This window comes from Pseudomonas sp. JH-2 (genome assembly GCF_036231725.1).
In the GTDB taxonomy this organism is placed as follows: domain Bacteria; phylum Pseudomonadota; class Gammaproteobacteria; order Pseudomonadales; family Pseudomonadaceae; genus Pseudomonas; species Pseudomonas delhiensis.
Window position 1 is genome coordinate 108,061 of sequence record NZ_JAZAQP010000005.1, and the last position, 18,493, is coordinate 126,553.

The window sequence follows — 18,493 nt, forward strand, 5'->3', positions numbered from 1 at the left end:
TGGGCTCAGATATGCAACGCATGCCCCAGGGCGCGCAGGGCGGCTTCCTGCACCGCTTCGCCGAGGGTCGGGTGGGCGTGGATGGTGCCGGCGATGTCTTCCAGGCAGGCGCCCATCTCGATGGACTGGACGAAGGCCGTGGATAGCTCCGAGACCGCCTTGCCCACCGCCTGCCAGCCGAGGATGAGGTGGTTGTCCGCGCGGGCCACCACGCGGACGAAGCCGTCGTGGGCTTCCAGGGTCATGGCGCGGCCGTTGGCGGCGAACGGGAAGTTCGCCGTCAGCACCTCGTGCCCGGCGGCCCTGGCCTGGTCCGGCGAGAGGCCGACCACCACCACTTCCGGGTCGGTGAAGCACACCGCCGGGATGGCCGCGGGGGTGAAGGCGCGGCGCTTGCCGGCGATGAGTTCGGCGACCATCTCGCCCTGGGCCATGGCGCGGTGCGCCAGCATGGGCTCGCCGGCGATGTCGCCGATGGCCCAGACGTTGCGCATCGAGGTACGGCACTGCTCGTCGATCCTGAGCGCGCGGCCGTCCATGTCCAGGTGCAGGCTCTCCAGGTTCCAGCCTTCGGTGTTGGGCCGGCGGCCGACGGCGACCAGCACCTGGTCGGCCTCGATCACCCGCTGCTGGCCCTGGCCGTCGCGCAGGCGCAGGCCCTTGCCGTCGGGTTCCAGGCCCATCACGCTGTGGTTCAGGTACGTCTCCACGCCGAGCTTGCGCAGGGCTGCCGCCACCGGCTTGGTCAGTTCCTCGTCGTAGCCCGGCAGGATGCGCGGCTGCGCTTCCACCACCGTCACGTCCACGCCCAGCTTGCGGTAGGCGGTGCCCAGTTCCAGGCCGATGTAGCCGCCGCCGATCACCGCCAGGCGCCGGGGCAGGGCCTTGGGCGCCAGGGCTTCGGTGGAGGAGATGACCTTGCCGCCGACCGGCAGGAAGGGCAGTTCCACCGAGCGCGAACCGGCCGCCAGCAGCAGGTGCTCGGTGTGGATGCGCTGGGTGCCGCCGTCGGCCAGGGCGACTTCCACGGTCTTGCCGTCGACGATCTGCGCCCAGCCGTGCACCACGCTCACGCCATGCTTCTTCAGCAGGGCGGCGACGCCGGTGGTGAGGCGGTCGACGATGCCGTCCTTCCATTCCACGGTGCGCTGGATGTCGATGGCCGGCGCCTGCACGCTGATGCCCAGCGCGGACTTGCCGGCGAACTCGCGGGCTTTCAGGTATTCCTCGGCGGCGTGGATCAGCGCCTTGGAGGGGATGCAGCCGATGTTCAGGCAGGTGCCACCCAGGGTCGCGCCTTCCACCAGCAGGGTGCGGATGCCCAACTGCCCGGCGCGGATGGCGGCGACGTAGCCGCCGGGGCCGCCGCCGATGACCAGCAGGGTGGTTTCCAGGGTCTGGTTGTGCTTCACGGCGGTCACTCCAGGAACAGGGTGGCGGGGTGTTCGAGCAGGGCGCGCACGGCCTGGATGAAGGCTGCCGCGTCCATGCCGTCGACCACCCGGTGGTCGAAGGAGGAGGACAGGTTCATCATCTTGCGCACCACGATCTGGCCGTTGACCACCATGGGCCGCTCGACCATGCGGTTGACGCCGACGATGGCCACTTCCGGGTGGTTGATCACCGGCGTGCTGACGATGCCGCCCAGGGCGCCGAGGCTGCTCAGGGTGATGGTCGAGCCGGAGAGTTCCTCGCGGCTGGCCTTGCCGTGGCGCGCGGCCTCGGCCAGGCGCGCCACTTCCGCGGCGTTGCCCCAGAGGTCGCGGGATTCGGCGTTGCGCAGCACCGGCACCATCAGGCCGCTGTCGCTCTGGGTGGCCACGCCCAGGTGCACCGCGCCGTAGCGGGTGATGACCTCGGCCTCGTCGTCGTAGCGGGCGTTGAGCTGCGGGAACTCGCGCAGGGCCACCACCATGGCGCGGGCGATGAAGGGCAGCAGGGTGAGCTTGCCGCGGCTGGCGGCGTACTTGGCGTTGAGGTGTACGCGCAGCGCTTCCAGGTCGGTGACGTCGATTTCCTCGACGTAGCTGAAGTGCGGGATGCGCCGCTTGGCCTCGGCCATCTTCTGGGCGATCTTGCGGCGCAGGCCGATGACCTGGATCTGCTGCTCGTCGTGGCGCGCGGCGTAGCCGGAGGCGACCACCGCCCCGCCGTGGGCCAGGTACTGGTCGAGGTCGTCATGCAGGATGCGCCCGGCCGGGCCGCTGCCCTGCACGAACTGCAGCTCCACGCCCAGGTCGCGGGCGCGCTGGCGCACCGCCGGGGAGGCCAGCGGTTTCTCGCCGGGGGCGCGGCGCGGGGCCGGCGCGGCGGCAGCGGGGCGCGGCGCGGGGGCCGGCTTCGCTTCGGCTCGGGGGGCTTCTTTCTGCGCCTGCGGGGCCGGCTCGGGCTGGGCCTCGGCGCTGGGCGCCGCTGTGCTTTCGTGCGGCCTGGCCGCGGCTTCGCGGTGGTTGCCGGCGCCTTCCACTTCCAGGCGCACCAGTTCGCCGCCCACGGCCATGACCTGGCCGGGCTCGCCGCCCAGGGCGAGGATGCGGCCGGAAACCGGCGAGGGGATTTCCACGGTGGCCTTGTCGGTCATCACTTCGGCCAGCACCTGGTCCTCGTGGACCTCGTCGCCGACCTTGATGTGCCATTCCACCAGTTCCACTTCGGCGATGCCTTCCCCGATGTCCGGCATCTTGATCACGTGAATGCCCATTCAGACCTCCATGGCACGCTTGAAGGCGGCGCCGACGCGGGCCGGGCCGGGGAAGTAGTCCCATTCCTGGGCGTGCGGGTAGGGGGTGTCCCAGCCGGTCACGCGGGCGATGGGGGCTTCCAGGTGGTGGAAGCAGTTTTCCTGCACCAGCGACATCAGTTCGGCGCCGTAGCCGCAGGTGCGGGTGGCCTCGTGGACGATGACGCAGCGGCCGGTCTTTTTCACCGATTCGACTATGGTGTCCAGGTCCAGCGGCCAGAGGCTGCGCAGGTCGATGATCTCGGCGTCGATGCCGGTCTCCTCGGCGGCGGTCTGCGCCACGTAGACGGTGGTGCCGTAGGTGAGCACGGTCAGCTCGGAGCCGGCGCGGGCGATGGCCGCCTTGTCCAGCGGCACGCGGTAGTAGCCTTCGGGCACCTGGCTCTGCGGGTGCTTGGACCAGGGCGTCACCGGGCGGTCGTGATGGCCGTCGAAGGGGCCGTTGTACAGGCGCTTGGGCTCCAGGAAGATCACCGGGTCGTCGTTCTCGATGCAGGCGATCAGCAGGCCCTTGGCGTCGTAGGGGTTGGACGGCATCACCGTGCGCAGGCCGCAGACCTGGGTGAACATCGCCTCCGGGCTCTGGCTGTGCGTCTGCCCGCCGTAGATGCCGCCGCCGCAGGGCATGCGCACCACCATGGGCACGACGAAGTCGCCCACCGAGCGGTAGCGGATGCGCGCGGCCTCGGACACCAACTGGTCGGTGGCCGGGTAGACGTAGTCGGCGAACTGGATTTCCACCACCGGGCGCAGGCCATAGGCGCACATGCCCACGGCGGCGCCGATGATACCGCTCTCGGAGATCGGCGCGTCGAACACCCGCGAGGTGCCGTACTTCTTCTGCAGGCCTTCGGTGCAGCGGAACACTCCGCCGAAGTAGCCCACGTCCTGGCCGAACACCACGACGTTGTCGTCGCGTTCGAGCATCACGTCCATCGCCGAGCGCAGCGCCTGGATCATGGTCATGCTGGTGACCGCCTGGGCGTTCCCGTGTTGCGGATTCATGGCGTTCATACCCCGAGCTCCTGGCGCTGCCGGCGCAGGTGTTCCGGCAGGTCCTTGTAGACGTCGTCGAACAGGTTGGCGGCGCTGAACACGTGGCCATCCACCAGCGAACCGTGGCGTTCGGCTTCCTTCTGCGCGGCTATCACTTCGGCTTCCAGTTCCTTGTGCAGCGCCTCGTGCTGCTCGTCGGACCAGATGCCCAGGGCGAGCAGGTGCTGCTTCAGGCGGCCGATGGGGTCGCCGAGGGGGAAGTTGGTCCAGTCGTCGGCCGGGCGGTACTTGGACGGGTCGTCCGAGGTGGAGTGCGGGCCGGCGCGGTAGGTGACCCACTCGATCAGGCTCGGCCCATGGCCGCGGCGGGCGCGCTCGGCGGCCCACTGCGAGGCGGCGTAGACGGCCAGGAAGTCGTTGCCGTCCACCCGCAGCGAGGCGATGCCGCAACCCACGCCGCGGTTGGCGAAGGTGGTGCCTTCGCCGCCGGCGATGGCCTGGAAGGTGGAGATCGCCCACTGGTTGTTGACCACGTTGAGGATCACCGGGGCGCGGTAGACGTGGGCGAAGGTCAGCGCGGTGTGGAAGTCCGACTCGGCGGTGGCGCCGTCGCCGATCCAGGCCGAGGCGATCTTGGTATCGCCCTTGATCGCCGAGGCCATGCCCCAGCCCACCGCCTGGATGAACTGGGTGGCGAGGTTGCCGGAGATGGAGAAGAAGCCCTTCTCGCGGCTGGAGTACATGATCGGCAGCTGGCGGCCCTTGAGCGGGTCCTGCTCGTTGGAGAGCAGCTGGCAGATCATGTCCTTGAGCGGGTAGTCGCGGGTGATCAGGATGCCCTGCTGGCGATAGGTGGGGAAGCACATGTCGCCATCGCGCAGGGCCATGGTGTGGGCGGTGGCGATGGCTTCCTCGCCCAGGCACTGCATGTAGAAGGACATCTTCTTCTGGCGCTGCGCGGTGAGCATGCGGGCGTCGAAGATGCGCGTCTTGAGCATCAGCCGCAGGCCGCGCAGCAGCTGTTCGTGGCTGAGCTGCGGGTCCCAGGGGCCGAGGGCGTTGCCCTGGTCGTCGAGCACGCGCACCAGGCTGTACGCCAGGTCGGCGGTCTGCGCCGGTTCGACGTCGACGGCGGGCTTGCGCACTTCCCCGGCGGGGGACAGGTGCAGGTAGGAGAAATCGGTCTTGCAGCCCGGGCGCCCGGTGGGCTCGGGGACGTGCAGGCGGAGGGGGGCGTAGTCGGTCATGGTGGGTCTCCAGTTGTGATCGGGGGTAGGGGATCAGCAGACGGAAGACGCCGTGCCCGGCGGGTGCGGCTGGCCTGGTTGGGCGACGGTGCGGGTGCCGCGCGCGGTAGCGCGGCGGGTGCTGACATCACTCATGGTGAGGTCCTCGTTCGTTGTTCTTGTGATTTCAGTATAGGTGTGACCGGCTGGTTTTTTGCTCCAATTTGACTAGCTTGAGACAGAAGATTTAGTGTCTTTGAACTACAAAAACCCTTCTCCGTAGAAGTGAGCGCCATGGCCGACATCGACCGCACCGACCTCAAGATCCTCCGCGCCCTGGCCGACGACGGCCGCCTGAGCTGGCGCGACCTGGCGCAGAAGATCGGCCTGTCGCTGACGCCGACGCTGCGCCGGGTGCGGCGCCTGGAGGAGGAGCAGTACATCCAGGGCTACTTCGCGCGGCTGGACGAGGAGCGCCTGTCCGGGGCCATGAGCGTGTTCGTTTCGGTGACCCTGGAAAAACAGACCGGCGACTACCTGGCGCGGTTCGAGGAAAACATCGTCCAGGCCCCGCAGGTGATGAGCTGCTTCCAGATGACCGGCGACGCCGACTACATGCTGCGCGTGGTGGTCAAGGACCTGGCGGCCTACCAGGCCTTCCTCACCACCACCCTGACGCAGATACCCGGGGTGGCCGGGATCAAGTCGGCGTTCGCGCTGAAGTCGGTGCTCAAGCGGGCGGCGCCGCCGATTTGAGGGGGTAGGAGCGGATTTATCCGCGATTGCGCCGGCAGGGCCGGCGCATATGCCATCGTGAGCGTTACGAGCCAACCTGTAGGAGCGGGCCCTGCCCGCGATTCGCGCGGGGGAATGGCGTGGGTGGGCAGCGTAGGAGCGGATCTCATCCGCGAAGCGCGCCGGTGGTTCCGGTTATCGCGGACAAGGTCCGCTCCTACGGGATCGGTATGGCGCGCGCCAGCGGCGGATAACCGCGAACGGTTATGCGCCCTACGGTTTCGGGGGGCGCACGGCTGTGGGGAATGGCCTTACTGCTCGTCGAGGGCGAAGGCGGTGAGGCTGTAGGTGGGGATGCCGGCATCGGCCAGCTTGGCCGAGCCGCCGAGTTCCGGCAGGTCGATGATGGAGGCGGCCTCGAGGACCTTGGCGCCCATGCGCCGTACCAGCTGGGCCGCGGCCAGCAGGGTGCCGCCAGTGGCGATCAGGTCGTCGAAGATCAGCACGCTGTCGCCTTCGCACAGGCTGTCGGCGTGCACTTCCAGCAGGGCTTCGCCGTACTCGGTCTGGTAGGCCTGGGCCAGCACGTCGGCCGGCAGCTTGCCCTGCTTGCGGAACAGCACCAGCGGCTTGTTCAGTTCGTAGGCGATGATCGAGCCGATCAGGAAGCCGCGCGCGTCCATGGCGCCGATGTGGCTGAAATCCGCTTCGACGTAGCGCTGGATGAAGCTGTCGGCGACGAAGCGCAGCGCGCGCGGCGACTGGAACAGCGGGGTGATGTCGCGGAACACCACGCCCGCCTTGGGGAAGTCGGGGACCGCGCGGATCACGGATTTCAGGTCGAGCTGGTTGAGGATCATGCTGGCAGGGCACCTGGAGACTGCTTTCGAAGCTCCAAAGTATAACGGGCCCGCCACAAGGCGAGCCCGTTTTACGCGATGACCGGAGGGTCGTGCCTTCAGCTTTCCATCTGGCCGCCGGCGAGGGCGCACAGCTCGATGGAGTCGATGATGCGCACTTCCTTGCCTTCGGCGGCGATCAGGCCGTTCTGCTGGAAGCGGGTGAACACCCGTGACACGGTTTCCACCGCCAGGCCCAGGTAGTTGCCGATCTCGTTGCGCGACATCGCCAGGCGGAACTGCTGGGCGGAGAAGCCGCGGGCGCGGAAGCGCGCCGAGAGGTTGACCAGGAAGGTGGCGATGCGCTCGTCTGCGGTCTTTTTCGACAGCAGCATCATCATCTGCTGGTCGTCGCGGATTTCCCGGCTCATCACCCGCATCAGCTGGCGGCGCAGCTGCGGCAGTTGCTCGGACAGCTCGTCCAGGCGCTCGAAGGGGATCTCGCACACCGAGGTGGTCTCCAGGGCCTGGGCCGACACCGGGTAGGCCTCGGTGTCCATGCCGGACAGGCCGACCAGCTCGCTGGGCAGGTGGAAGCCGGTGATCTGCTCCTCGCCGCCGTCGGTGATGCTGAAGGTCTTCAGCGCACCGGAGCGCACCGCGAACACCGAACCGAAGGCGTCGCCCTGGCGGAACAGGAACTCGCCCTTCTTCAGTGGCCGGCCGCGCTTGACGATTTCGTCGAGGGCGTCCATGTCGTCGTTGTTCAGCGACAGGGGCAGACACAGGGGCGCCAGGCTGCAGTCCTTGCAATGCGCTTGGGGCAGGGCGCGCACCTTGATGGTTTCGGCCATGGGGAATCCTTGGGTGGAAAGGCACAAGAACCGCAAGGGTAACGCACCCGAGGGGGCGGCTGCCAGCATACCGGGGGGATTTCGGAATTTTCCGGTGTTTATTCCGAAACCTTATGTAAAAAAGGCCAGATTCGTACTTATTCGCTAGGTTGTTTCCTTCAGATAACCCGCGAGAACCGCTGCAGGTTCTGGTGCGGCAGGTAGTGGTCGAAGAGCATGCACAGGCTGCGCACCAGCAGCCGGCCGGCGGCGGTGACGTCGATGCCGCGGGGGTTCAGTTCGATGAGGCCGTCACGGGCGAAGCGCTCCAGCTCGTTCCAGATGTCGGCGAAGTAGCCGTGGAATTCGATGTTGAAGCGTTCCTCGATGTCCTCGAAGTCCAGCTGGAAGTGGCAGATCAACTGCTGGATCACCGCGCGCCGCACGCGGTCGTCGGCGCTGCAGTAGAGGCCGCGGCGGGTGGCCAGCTGGCCGTTGTCGAGGCAGTTCTGGTAGGTGTTGATGTCGGTGCTGTTCTGGCAGTAGAGGTCGCCGATCTGGCTGATCGCCGACACGCCCAGGCCCACCAGGTCGCAATGGCCGTGGGTGGTGTAGCCCTGGAAGTTGCGCTGCAGGGTGCCGTCCTCCTGGGCGCTGGCCAGTTCGTCGTCGGGCAGGGCGAAGTGGTCCATGCCGATGTAGCGGTAGCCGGCGGCGCTGAGCTGTTCGATGGTGCGCTGGAGCATGTCCAGTTTCTGCGCGGGGGAGGGCAGGTCCTGGGCGTTGATGCGCCGCTGCGGCATGAAGCGCTCGGGCAGGTGCGCGTAGTTGAACACCGAGAGGCGGTTGGGCTGCAGGCCGATGACCTGCTCGACGGTGCGGGCGAAGCTGTCGGGGTTCTGCTTGGGCAGGCCGTAGATCAGGTCGATGTTGATCGAGCGGTACTGCAGGGTGCGCGCCGCGTCCATGATGGCGCGGGTCTCATCGAAGCTCTGCAGGCGGTTCACCGCCTGCTGCACTTCCAGGTCGAAGTCCTGCACGCCGACGCTGACGCGATTGAAGCCCAGCTCGCGGAGCAGGCCCATGGTGGACCAGTCGGCCTCGCGCGGGTCGATCTCGATGCCGTAGTCGCCGGAGTCGTCTTCCACCAGGTTCAGGTGCTCGCGCAGCTGGCCCATGAGTTCGCGCAACTGGCCGGGGCTGAGGAAGGTGGGGGTGCCGCCGCCGAAGTGCAGCTGTTCCACGCACTGGTCCTTGCCCAGGTGGCGGCTGACGATCTCGATCTCGTGGATCAGCCGCGCGAGGTAGGGCGCGCTGCGCCCACGGTCCTTGGTGATGACCTTGTTGCAGGCGCAGTAGTAGCAGATGTTGGCGCAGAACGGGATGTGCACGTACAGCGACAGCGGCCGGTCGGCCTTCTGGCTGTTGCGCAGGGCATGCAGCATGTCGAAGGGGCCCACGCCTTCGTGGAACTGCACGGCGGTGGGATAGGAGGTATAGCGCGGGCCGGACAGATCGTAGCGACGGATCAGATCTGTGTCCCAGCGGATATCGTCGAGCATGCCGCAGTCCCCGAATCAGGCGAGCTTTTCGGCGCAGTCTAGGGAGACTGTGGGAAAAGCCTCTTGACCTGCATCAAGCGGTCGCAGGGGGTACCTCGTTGGAGGGGGGGGCTTGCAGTGGTGTTGGGGTTGGCTTTGGAGTTGCGGTGGAGTCCGTAACCCTCTCCCCAGCCCTCTCCCTGAAGGGAGAGGGGGCCAGTCTGTGCCGAGAAAGGTAATGGTTTCCGCCGGCAGCCACTGTGCTAGCCGGCTAACGTCATAACATCAAACCCTGCCCAACGGTCCCCTCTCCCTTCAGGGAGAGGGTTAGGGAGAGGGCGCTCTTCGGTCCGGGCACCAGGCTGAAGCCTGTTCGCGAGCAAGCTCGCTCCTACGAAAAGCGGGGGGCTTCAGTGCATCGCATGGCCCATCAGCCAGGCCTGGTGCGGGCCGGGTAGGGTCCACAGGCCGAAGAGGATCACCAGCAGGCCGCCGGCCATGCGCACGCTGCGTTTGCGCAGCAGCGCCGTGATCCGCTCGGCGGCGAGCCCGGTGGCCAGCAGCACCGGCCAGGTGCCCAGGCCGAAGGCGAGCATCAGCAGCGCGCTCTCCAGCGCCGAGCCCTGGCTGCTGGTCCATAGCAGGGTGCTGTAGACCAGGCCGCAGGGCAGCCAGCCCCAGAGCGCGCCGAGCAGCAGCGCGCGAGGCACGCTGGCCACCGGCAGCAGGCGGCTGGCGAAGGGCTGGATGTACTTCCACAGGCCGCGGCCCAGGGCTTCGATACGCGTCAGGCCGCTCCACCAGCCGGCCAGGTACAGGCCCATGGCGATGAGCAGCAGGCCGGCGACCACGCGCAGCGCCGAGGCGAAGGGCGTGCTGGCGATCGCCCAGCCGGCCAGGCCCAGCAGCAGGCCGGCGGCGGCGTAGCTGAGGATGCGCCCGAGGTTGTAGGCCAGCAGCAGTTGCAGGCGGCGCCCGCGCTGCTCGGGGGGAATGGCCAGGGTCAGCGCGCCCATCAGGCCGCCGCACATGCCCAGGCAGTGGCCGCCGCCGAGCAGGCCGAGGATCAGCGCGGACGCCAGCATGGGCGCCAGGTCAAGCATCGCGCGAATCCTTGTCCCGGGCTTCGCCCTGCGCGTCCCTGGTGCCTTCGGCCTCGTCGATGCCGGCCTGGTGCCTGGGGTCCTCGTCGTCGAACAGGATGCTGTGGGCCGGACCGTCCATGTCGTCGTACTGGCCGCTGTTCACCGCCCAGAAAAAGATCCAGACGGCGATGGCGACGATGATCAGCGCCACCGGGATCATCACGTAGAGAGCGGGCATATCGACTCCGTTGAAAGGGCTTGCGCCGCCTCAGTGGGCGGCGAGCGGGGCGGCCAGGGGCTGTGCCTCGGCGGCCGCCGGCAGGCCGCGCACGCGGGTCAGGCGCAGGGCGTTGAGCACCACGGTCAGCGAGCTGACCGACATGCCGATGGCCGCCCAGGCCGGGGTGATCCAGCCGAGGGCGGCGAAGGGCAGCATCAGCCCATTGTACAACCCCGCCCAGGCCAGGTTCTCGATGATCACCCTGCGCGTGCGGCGGGCCAGGGAGAAGGCCTGCACCAGGCTGTCCAGGCGGTTGGACAGCAGCACCGCGTCGGCGCTGGTCTTGGCCAGGTCGGTGGCGCTGCCCATGGCCACGCTGATGTCGGCGGCGGCCAGCACCGGCACGTCGTTGACGCCATCGCCCAGCATCAGCACGTGGCGGCCTTCGCCGTGCAACTGCTTGAGGATCGCCAGCTTGTCGTCCGGGCGCAGGCCGCCATGGACTTCGTCGATTCCCAGTTCGGCGGCCACGCTCTGCACCATCGGCGAGCTGTCGCCGGACAGCAGCAGGGTGCGCCAGCCGCGCTCGCGGCAGGCCTGCAGCAGGGCCGGGGCGTCGTCGCGCAGGCGGTCGTCGAGCACCAGCCAGGCCAGCGGGCCATGTTCGTCGCCCAGCAGCAGCCACTGGCCGTGCTCGCGGGGCATGGCCGGTTCCGGCAGGCCGCTCAGGGCGCAGACGAAGGCCGCCTGGCCGATGCGCAGGCGCTGGCCGTCGACCACGCCTTCCAGGCCCAGGCCGGGGTGGCTCTCCACCGCCTCGGCGGGCTGCGGGGCGCGGCCGAAGGCGCGGGCGATGGGGTGTTCGGAGCGGTTTTCCAGGGCCGCGGCCAGGGCCAGGCAGCGCTCGCCGTCCAGCGCCCCCAGGGGCTGCACGGCGCGCAGGGTCAGGCGGCCTTCGGTGAGGGTGCCGGTCTTGTCGAAGATCACCGTGTCGATGCGTTTCAGGCCTTCCAGCACATGGCCGCGGGTGAGCAGCAGGCCGAGCTTGTGCAGGCTGCCGGTGGCCGCGGTGAGGGCGGTGGGCGTGGCCAGGGAGAGGGCGCAGGGGCAGGTGGCGACCAGCATGGCCAGCACCACCCAGAAGGCCCGCGAGGCGTCGTGCTGCCACCAGAACAGGCCGACCACCACGGCCAGCACCAGCAGCACCAGCAGGAACCACTGCGCGGCGCTGTCGGCGACCTGCGCCAGGCGCGGCTTGTCGGCCTGGGCGCGTTCCAGCAGGCGGACGATGGCCGACAGCCGGCTGTCGTCGCCCAGGGCCTGTACCTGCAGGGTCAGCGGGCCCTCGACGTTGAGGGTGCCGCCGGTGACGCTGTCGCCGGCCTGGCGCGGCTGCGGCAGGTATTCGCCGGTGAGCAGGGATTCGTCGACGCTGGACTGCCCGGCGAGGATCAGGCCGTCGGCCGGCAGCACCGCGCCCGGCGGCACCAGCACCCGGTCGCCGACGCGCAGCTCGCTGAGCAGGATGCGCTGGCCGTTGCCGGCCTCGTCCAGGCGCAGGCAGGAGGCCGGCAGCAGGTTCACCAGCTGCGCGGTGGCTGCCGCCGTGCGCTCGCGGGCGCGGCGTTCGAGGTAGCGGCCGGCGAGCAGGAACAGGGCGAACATGCCCACCGCGTCGAAGTACAGGTCGCCCTTGCCGGTGATGGCGGTCCAGATGCCGGCCAGGTAGGCGCCGCCGATGGCCAGGGACACCGAGACGTCCATGGTCAGGTGGCGCGTGCGCAGGTCGCGCAGGGCGCCGCGGAAGAACGGCTGGCAGGAGTAGAAGACGATGGGCGTGGTGAGGAACATCGCCACCCAGCGCAGGATTTCATGCATCTCGGCGCTGAGGTCGATGTTGAATTCCGGCCAGGTGGCCATGGTCGCCATCATCGCCTGGAACCACAGCAGGCCGGCCACGCCGAGCTGGCGCAGGGCGCGGCGGTTCTCTTCGGCGAGCTGTTCGGCGGCCTTGTCCGGGTGGTAGGGGTGGGCGGCGTAACCGATCCTGCGCAGCTCGGCGAGCAGGGCGCTGAGCGGCAGCTGGCTGTCGGCCCAGCGTACGTGCAGGCGGTGGTTGGACAGGTTGAGCCCGGCCTCGGCCACCGCCGGCAGGCGCCGCAGGTGCTTCTCGATCAGCCAGCCGCAGGCGGCGCAGCTGATGCCTTCGAGGATGAGGGTGGTCTCGGCCAGCTCGCCCTGGTGCTGGACGAAGGGCTGCTGCACGTCCGGGCGGTCGAGCAGGGCCAGTTCGTCGTTCAGCTGGGCCGGCAGCGCCTCGGGGTTGGTGGCCGTCTCGGTGCGGTGCCGGTAGTAGCCTTCCAGGCCGCCGGCGACGATGGCCTCGGCCACCGCCTGGCAGCCGGGGCAGCAGAATTCGCGGGTCTCGCCGAGGACCCGGGCGGTGAAGCGGCTGCCGGGCGGAACCGGCAGCGCGCAGTGGTAGCAGGGCAGGGGGGCGCTCATGGGCGCTGGACTTCATCCCCCTTGAGGGGTTCGTCGCCGAGGAGGATCTCGCCGTCGGCAACCAGCTTCTCTTCCTCGAACAGGCGCCAGGCGTGTCCGTCCTGTTCGCCGAGCAGTTCGACGAAGCGGCGCCCTTCGACGGCGCTGTCCAGGCGGCCGGTGTAGCGGCCCGGCTCGTTGGCCGGCAGCAGGCTGACGTGGCGGTCCTGGGATTCCAGGGTGGGGGAGATCAGGTTGAGGGTCAGCTGCGCTGGCTGGCTATTGCCTTTCAGGCGCACCTCGACTTCGCCGGTGAGCTTGTCCAGACGCACCTGGGCCTGCATGTGCAGTTGCTGGGCCAGGTGTTCGCGGTCCAGCGAGCGGTTGATGCCCTTGCCGGCCTCGTAGTAGTTGTCGTTGACCAGGGTGTCCTGGTTCTCCACGGCGATGCGCACCATCGTCAGGCTGAGGAACACCGAGGTGGCGAGCATGCCGATGATGATCCAGGGCCAGAGGTGCTTGTACCAGGGTTGTACGGGCGCCGACTGCATGGGTTTTTCTCTCTCGTGGTCCGCGGGGCGGAAGCGGCCTGCCCGAGGGGTGGGCGGCTCGCCGGGGTGGGGCGGATTCTACGTGCTCCGGGCGCCGCTGGCATCCCGCCGCGGGGGCGGGATGCGTTGCGGTTCAGCCGGGGTTCAGCGTACGACCGGGCCGATGAAGCGGCTGTCGGCTTCCTTGCTGATGGACGGATCGTCCACCGACTGGATGGTGAAGGTGATCTTGTTGGTGCTGGACGGCAGCTTGTCCGGGTCCACCGCCAGTTCCACCGGCATGGCGAGGATGTCGCCGGCGGCCACCTGGACTTCCTTGCGGCCTTCCAGGGTCAGACCGTCCAGGCCCTTGGCGCCGAGCACGTAGGTGTGGTCGCGCTGGTCCTTGTTCATGATCTTCAGGCTGTAGACGTTCTCGATCCGGCCTTCGGCGTTCTCGCGGTAGAGCACGCGGTCCTTGCTGACGTCGAAGCCCACCAGCGGGCGGATCACCACGGCGGTCGCCAGCAGGCTCATCATCACGCACAGGGCGATGGCGTAGCCGATCAGGCGCGGGCGCACCAGGTGCGTCTTCTGCCCGGACAGGTTGTGCTCGGTGGTGTAGCTGATCAGCCCGCGCGGGTAGTTCATCTTGTCCATGATGCTGTCGCAGGCGTCGATGCAGGCGGCGCAGCCGATGCATTCGATCTGCAGGCCGTCGCGGATGTCGATGCCGGTGGGGCAGACCTGCACGCACATGGTGCAGTCGATGCAGTCGCCCAGGCCCTGGGCCTTGTAGTCCAGGGTCTTCTTGCGCGGGCCGCGCTTCTCGCCGCGGCGCGGGTCGTAGGAGACGATCAGGGTGTCCTTGTCGAACATCACGCTCTGGAAGCGCGCGTAGGGGCACATGTAGATGCACACCTGCTCGCGCAGCCAGCCGGCGTTGCCGTAGGTGGCCAGGGTGAAGAAGCCCACCCAGAAGTAGGCCCAGCCGTCGGCCTCGCCGGTGACCAGGTCGGCCAGCAGCTCGCGCATGGGGGCGAAGTAGCCGACGAAGGTCAGGCCGGTGACCAGGCCGATCAGCAGCCACAACGAGTGCTTGGCGGCCTTGCGCAGCAGCTTGTTGGCGCTCATCGGCGCCTTGTCCAGCTTCATGCGCTGGTTGCGGTCGCCTTCGGTGACCTTCTCGCACCACATGAAGATCCAGGTCCACACGCTCTGCGGGCAGGTGTAGCCGCACCACACGCGGCCGGCGAACACCGTGATGAAGAACAGCCCGAAGGCGCAGATGATCAGTAGGCCGGAGAGGAGGATGAAGTCCTGCGGCCAGAAGGTGGCGCCGAAGATGTAGAACTTGCGCTCGGGCAAGTCCCACCACACCGCCTGCCGACCGTTCCAGGTCAGCCACACGGTGCCGAAGTAGAGAAGGAACAGGAAAGCGCCGCCGACACGGCGCAGGTTGCGGAAGAACCCGGTGAAGGCCCGGGTGTAGATCTTCTCGCGGGAGGCATAGAGGTCGACGTTCTCTCCACCCTTCTTCGCGGGCGGTGTGACGTCTTGCACGGGAATCTGTTTGCTCATCAGTGCGTACCACGGCAGTGGGAGGGTGCCCCGTCGATACATGCCGAAAGGGTCAGGATATGGCTGCACGCCTAAACATGATACGACTTGGCTCTACGTGCAACGGTGCGACCGTTGGTCGCGTCGGAAACGTCCTAAATTTTTTCGTCCCCCCGAAATAGAGCGGCGCCGGTGGTAGCCGGCGCCGCTGGGTGTTGCGAGGGGAGGGCGGAAGCGCTTATTCGCTCTTCTGCGCATCACCCTGGGACAGGCTGTACACGTAGGCGGCCAGCAGGTGCACCTGGTCACCGCCGAGGCGCTCCTGCTGGGCCGGCATCTGGCCCTGGCGGCCGTAGCGGATGGTCTGCTGCAGCTGGGAGAAGCTCGAGCCGTAGATGAAGGCGGCCGGGTGGGTCAGGTTGGGCGCGCCCATGGCGGCGGTGCCCTTGCCTTCGGGGCCGTGGCAGGCGACGCAGGTGGTGGCGAAGATCTTCTGGCCGTTGGCGACCTGTTCGTCGGTCACGCCTTCGGGCAGCTTGCGGCCGTCCAGCTTGCTGGTGACGAAGGCGGCCACGTCATGCACGCCCTGGTCGCCCAGTACCTCGCCCCAGGCCGGCATGGCGGCGTGGCGGCCACCCTTGATGGTGGTCTCGATGTCCGCGGTGCTGCCACCCCAGCGCCAGTCCTGGTCGGTCAGGTTGGGGAAGCCGTAGGCGCCCTTGGCGTCGGAGCCGTGGCAGACCGAGCAGTTGGAGGCGAACAGGCGGCCGCCCATCTTCAGCGCCAGCGGGTCCTTGGCCACCTCTTCGATGGGCATGGCGGCGAATTTGGCGAAGATCGGCCCATATTTCTCGTCGGCCTTGGCCATTTCCTTCTCCCACTGGTGCACGCCGGTCCAACCCGGCTGGCCATTGGCGAAGGGCTTGCCGTCGCTGACTTCCTGGTAGCCCGGCAGCAGGCCTTTCCAGTTGCCCAGGCCCGGGTACAGGACCAGGTAGCCGAGGGCGAAGATGAAGGTGGCGACGAACAGCATGAACCACCACTTCGGCAGCGGGTTGTCGTACTCCTCGATGCCGTCGAAGGAGTGGCCGACGGTCTCGTCGGTGGCTTCGCTGCGCTGGCCGCGGCGGGTGGCGAACAGCAGCCAGGCCAGGGCGAAGATGGTGCCCAGGGTAAGTACGGTGACGTACAGACTCCAGAAGGTTGTCATTCTTTGTTGCTCCTAGAAGCTTGCTCTTGCTCGACGTGCTTCATGGCTGCCGGGTCGTCCGCGAAGGGCAGCAGGGCGTCCTGATCGAAGCGCTGCTTGCGCTTGCCGCTATAGGCCCAGAGCAGTACGCCGACGAAGGCCACCATCACCACGACGGTGCCGAGGCCGCGAATCGTCCCGATATCCATCTGCTGTCACCGTTTGCTCTTGATGATGGTGCCCAGGCCCTGCAGGTAGGCCACCAGGGCATCCATCTCGGTCTTGCCCTTGACGGCATCGCGAGCACCGGCGACGTCTTCGTCGGTGTAGGGCACGCCGAGGGTGCGCATGGCCTGCATCTTGGTCTCGATGTCCTTGCCGTCGAGCTTGTTCTCGACCAGCCAGGGGTAGGCGGGCATCTTCGATTCCGGCACTACGTTGCGCGGGTTGTACAGGTGCGCGCGGTGCCAGTCGTCGGAGTAGCGGCCGCCGACGCGGGCCAGGTCCGGGCCGGTACGCTTGGAACCCCACAGGAAGGGGTGGTCCCAGACGCTCTCGCCGGCCACGGAGTAGTGGCCGTAGCGCTCGGTCTCGGCGCGGAACGGGCGGATCATCTGCGAGTGGCAGCCGACGCAGCCTTCGCGGATATAGATGTCACGGCCTTCGAGCTCCAGCGCGGTGCGCGGCTTCATGCCTTCCACCGGCTTGTTGGTCACGTCCTGGAAGAACAGCGGGACGATCTGCGTCAGGCCGCCGATGCTGACGGCGATGACCATGAAGAAGGCCAGCAGGCCGATGTTCTTCTCGACTGCTTCGTGCTTCATCAATGAGCTCCTACAGCGGGAATACGGGCCGCGGCGTCGACTTCAGCCGCGTTGTAGCCGCGCACGGTACGGAAGGTGTTGTAGGCCATCAGCAGCATGCCGAAGGCGAAGAAGAAGCCGCCCAGCGCACGGACCATGAAGCCCGGGTGGCTGGCCTGCAGCGCTTCCACGAAGGAGTAGGTGAGGGTGCCGTCGGTGTTCACCGCGCGCCACATCAGGCCCTGGGTGATGCCGTTGACCCACATCGAGGCGATGTAGAGCACGGTGCCGATGGTGGCGAGCCAGAAGTGCGCGTTGATCAGGCCGGTGCTGTGCATCTGCTCGCGGCCGAAGACCTTCGGGATCATGTGGTACAGCGAGCCGATGGAGATCATCGCTACCCAGCCCAGGGCGCCGGCATGCACGTGGCCGATGGTCCAGTCGGTGTAGTGGGACAGCGAGTTGACGGTCTTGATGGCCATCATCGGGCCTTCGAAGGTGGACATGCCGTAGAAGGCCAGGGACACCACCAGGAAGCGCAGGATGGGGTCGGTGCGCAGCTTATGCCAGGCGCCGGAGAGGGTCATCATGCCGTTGATCATGCCACCCCAGGACGGGGCCAGGAGGATCAGCGACATCACCATGCCCAGGGACTGCGCCCAGTCCGGCAGCGCGGTGTAGTGCAGGTGGTGCGGGCCGGCCCAGATGTACAGGGTGATCAGCGCCCAGAAGTGGACGATGGACAGGCGGTAGGAGTAGACCGGGCGCTCGGCCTGCTTGGGCACGAAGTAGTACATCATGCCGAGGAAGCCGGTGGTCAGGAAGAAGCCCACGGCGTTGTGGCCGTACCACCACTGGACCATGGCGTCGGTGGCGCCGGAATAGATGGAGTAGGACTTGAACCAGCCGACCGGGATCTCCAGGTTGTTGACGATGTGCAGCATCGCGGTAACCAGGATGAAGCCGCCGTAGAACCAGTTGCCCACGTAGATGTGCTTGGTCTGGCGCTTGACGATGGTGCCGAAGAACACCACGGCGTAGGTGACCCAGACGATGGCGATCAGGATGTCGATCGGCCATTCCAGCTCGGCGTACTCCTTGGAGGAGGTGTAGCCCAGCGGCAGGGTGATGCCGGCCAGCACGATCACCGCCTGCCAGCCCCAGAAGGTGAAGGCGGCCAGGCTATCGGAAATCAGGCGGGTCTGGCAGGTGCGTTGCACCACGTAGTAGGAGGTTGCGAACAGAGCACAGCCGCCGAAGGCGAAGATCACCAGGTTGGTGTGCAGCGGGCGAAGTCGCCCGAAACTGGTCCACGGCAGCCCGAAGTTCAGCTCGGGCCATACCAACTGTGAGGCGATGAAAACACCCATCCCCATTCCTAGTATCCCCCAGACCACCGTCATGATGGCGAACTGGCGGATTACCTTATAGTTATAAGCAGTCGGACTGATTGCTGTGCTCATTCTAAGGTTCCACGGTTTTTTTGCTATTTAGGGACAAAAAACGGCGGCAAGTATGTAGAAAGCCAGTAGGCAATGCAACGCGCCGGGATAAGCCCCGGAGCCGCTGCGCATGCCGCTTTGAAGGCATTTCTGCCAATGTTTTTCAGGCTCTCTCTCGGCGCGTAAACCCTGATAAGCGTAGGGCTTCCCCGAATTACCGCCGACTCACGGATGGAATGAGCTTAGTCTTGATCTAGAGCAGTGTGAAGG

17 protein-coding genes are annotated in these 18,493 nt (G+C 67.4%); 1 reads left to right on the forward strand and 16 read right to left on the reverse strand.

The features are described 5' to 3' along the window. Positions 1-5: 5 nt before the first annotated feature. The 4 genes from lpdA to VV867_RS05325 are packed head-to-tail and all read right to left on the reverse strand — an operon-like array spanning position 6 to position 4,983. Positions 6-1,412 carry a dihydrolipoyl dehydrogenase gene (gene lpdA, locus VV867_RS05310; protein ID WP_109931959.1) on the reverse strand — a complete coding sequence of 469 codons (1,407 nt, stop codon included), beginning with the start codon at positions 1,410-1,412 and terminating at the stop codon, positions 6-8. 5 nt (positions 1,413-1,417) lie between these two features. After that, positions 1,418-2,701, reverse strand: a complete 1,284-nt coding sequence (locus VV867_RS05315; protein ID WP_328565803.1) for a dihydrolipoamide acetyltransferase family protein — start codon at positions 2,699-2,701, stop codon at positions 1,418-1,420. Continuing rightward, the gene (locus VV867_RS05320; protein WP_109931963.1) at positions 2,702-3,754 is read right to left on the reverse strand and encodes an alpha-ketoacid dehydrogenase subunit beta; all 1,053 of its coding nucleotides are present in this window, start codon (positions 3,752-3,754) and stop codon (positions 2,702-2,704) included. Next, positions 3,751-4,983 (reverse strand): 3-methyl-2-oxobutanoate dehydrogenase (2-methylpropanoyl-transferring) subunit alpha, encoded by a 1,233-nt coding sequence (locus VV867_RS05325; protein ID WP_109931965.1) that lies wholly within the window; start codon positions 4,981-4,983, stop codon positions 3,751-3,753. The genes VV867_RS05320 and VV867_RS05325 overlap by 4 nt, the downstream gene beginning before the upstream one ends. A gap of 273 nt (positions 4,984-5,256) precedes the next feature. Between VV867_RS05325 and VV867_RS05330 the strand changes: the two genes are divergently transcribed. Further along, positions 5,257-5,718, forward strand: a complete 462-nt coding sequence (locus VV867_RS05330) for an Lrp/AsnC family transcriptional regulator (RefSeq protein WP_109931967.1) — start codon at positions 5,257-5,259, stop codon at positions 5,716-5,718. Positions 5,719-6,008: 290 nt separating this feature from the next. Here the strand turns inward: VV867_RS05330 and VV867_RS05335 are convergent, their stop codons facing one another. The 12 genes from VV867_RS05335 to ccoN all read right to left on the reverse strand — a co-directional run bounded on the left by VV867_RS05335 (position 6,009) and on the right by ccoN (position 18,244). Next, on the reverse strand, positions 6,009-6,557 hold the full coding sequence (locus VV867_RS05335) for an adenine phosphoribosyltransferase (protein WP_328565804.1): 549 nt from the start codon (positions 6,555-6,557) through the stop codon (positions 6,009-6,011). A gap of 98 nt (positions 6,558-6,655) precedes the next feature. Continuing rightward, complete coding sequence (gene anr / locus VV867_RS05340; RefSeq protein WP_109931971.1) at positions 6,656-7,390, reverse strand: transcriptional regulator Anr; 735 nt, start codon at positions 7,388-7,390, stop codon at positions 6,656-6,658. 158 nt (positions 7,391-7,548) lie between these two features. Further along, complete coding sequence (gene hemN / locus VV867_RS05345; protein WP_275629890.1) at positions 7,549-8,931, reverse strand: oxygen-independent coproporphyrinogen III oxidase; 1,383 nt, start codon at positions 8,929-8,931, stop codon at positions 7,549-7,551. Between the two features lie 389 nt (positions 8,932-9,320). Next, positions 9,321-10,013, reverse strand: a complete 693-nt coding sequence (locus VV867_RS05350) for a sulfite exporter TauE/SafE family protein (RefSeq protein ID WP_109931975.1) — start codon at positions 10,011-10,013, stop codon at positions 9,321-9,323. Further along, positions 10,006-10,233 carry a cbb3-type cytochrome oxidase assembly protein CcoS gene (gene ccoS / locus VV867_RS05355; protein ID WP_109931977.1) on the reverse strand — a complete coding sequence of 76 codons (228 nt, stop codon included), beginning with the start codon at positions 10,231-10,233 and terminating at the stop codon, positions 10,006-10,008. The genes VV867_RS05350 and ccoS overlap by 8 nt, the downstream gene beginning before the upstream one ends. Before the next feature lie 30 nt (positions 10,234-10,263). Beyond that, complete coding sequence (locus VV867_RS05360) at positions 10,264-12,720, reverse strand: heavy metal translocating P-type ATPase (RefSeq protein WP_328565805.1); 2,457 nt, start codon at positions 12,718-12,720, stop codon at positions 10,264-10,266. Then, positions 12,717-13,250 (reverse strand): FixH family protein, encoded by a 534-nt coding sequence (locus VV867_RS05365; RefSeq protein ID WP_109931981.1) that lies wholly within the window; start codon positions 13,248-13,250, stop codon positions 12,717-12,719. Before VV867_RS05365 ends, VV867_RS05360 begins: the two co-directional genes overlap by 4 nt. Before the next feature lie 144 nt (positions 13,251-13,394). Further along, entirely contained in the window at positions 13,395-14,810 is a 1,416-nt protein-coding gene (gene ccoG / locus VV867_RS05370; RefSeq protein ID WP_275629893.1) for a cytochrome c oxidase accessory protein CcoG, read from the reverse strand. A gap of 217 nt (positions 14,811-15,027) precedes the next feature. Further along, a complete protein-coding gene (gene ccoP, locus VV867_RS05375) occupies positions 15,028-15,999 on the reverse strand; it encodes a cytochrome-c oxidase, cbb3-type subunit III (RefSeq protein ID WP_109935750.1) in 972 nt (323 codons plus the stop codon). Then, a complete protein-coding gene (locus VV867_RS05380) occupies positions 15,996-16,187 on the reverse strand; it encodes a cbb3-type cytochrome oxidase subunit 3 (protein WP_109935751.1) in 192 nt (63 codons plus the stop codon). Before VV867_RS05380 ends, ccoP begins: the two co-directional genes overlap by 4 nt. 6 nt (positions 16,188-16,193) lie before the next feature. Continuing rightward, positions 16,194-16,802 carry a cytochrome-c oxidase, cbb3-type subunit II gene (gene ccoO, locus VV867_RS05385; RefSeq protein ID WP_275629894.1) on the reverse strand — a complete coding sequence of 203 codons (609 nt, stop codon included), beginning with the start codon at positions 16,800-16,802 and terminating at the stop codon, positions 16,194-16,196. Continuing rightward, a complete protein-coding gene (gene ccoN / locus VV867_RS05390; protein WP_089393525.1) occupies positions 16,802-18,244 on the reverse strand; it encodes a cytochrome-c oxidase, cbb3-type subunit I in 1,443 nt (480 codons plus the stop codon). The genes ccoO and ccoN overlap by 1 nt, the downstream gene beginning before the upstream one ends. Positions 18,245-18,493 lie beyond the last annotated feature (249 nt).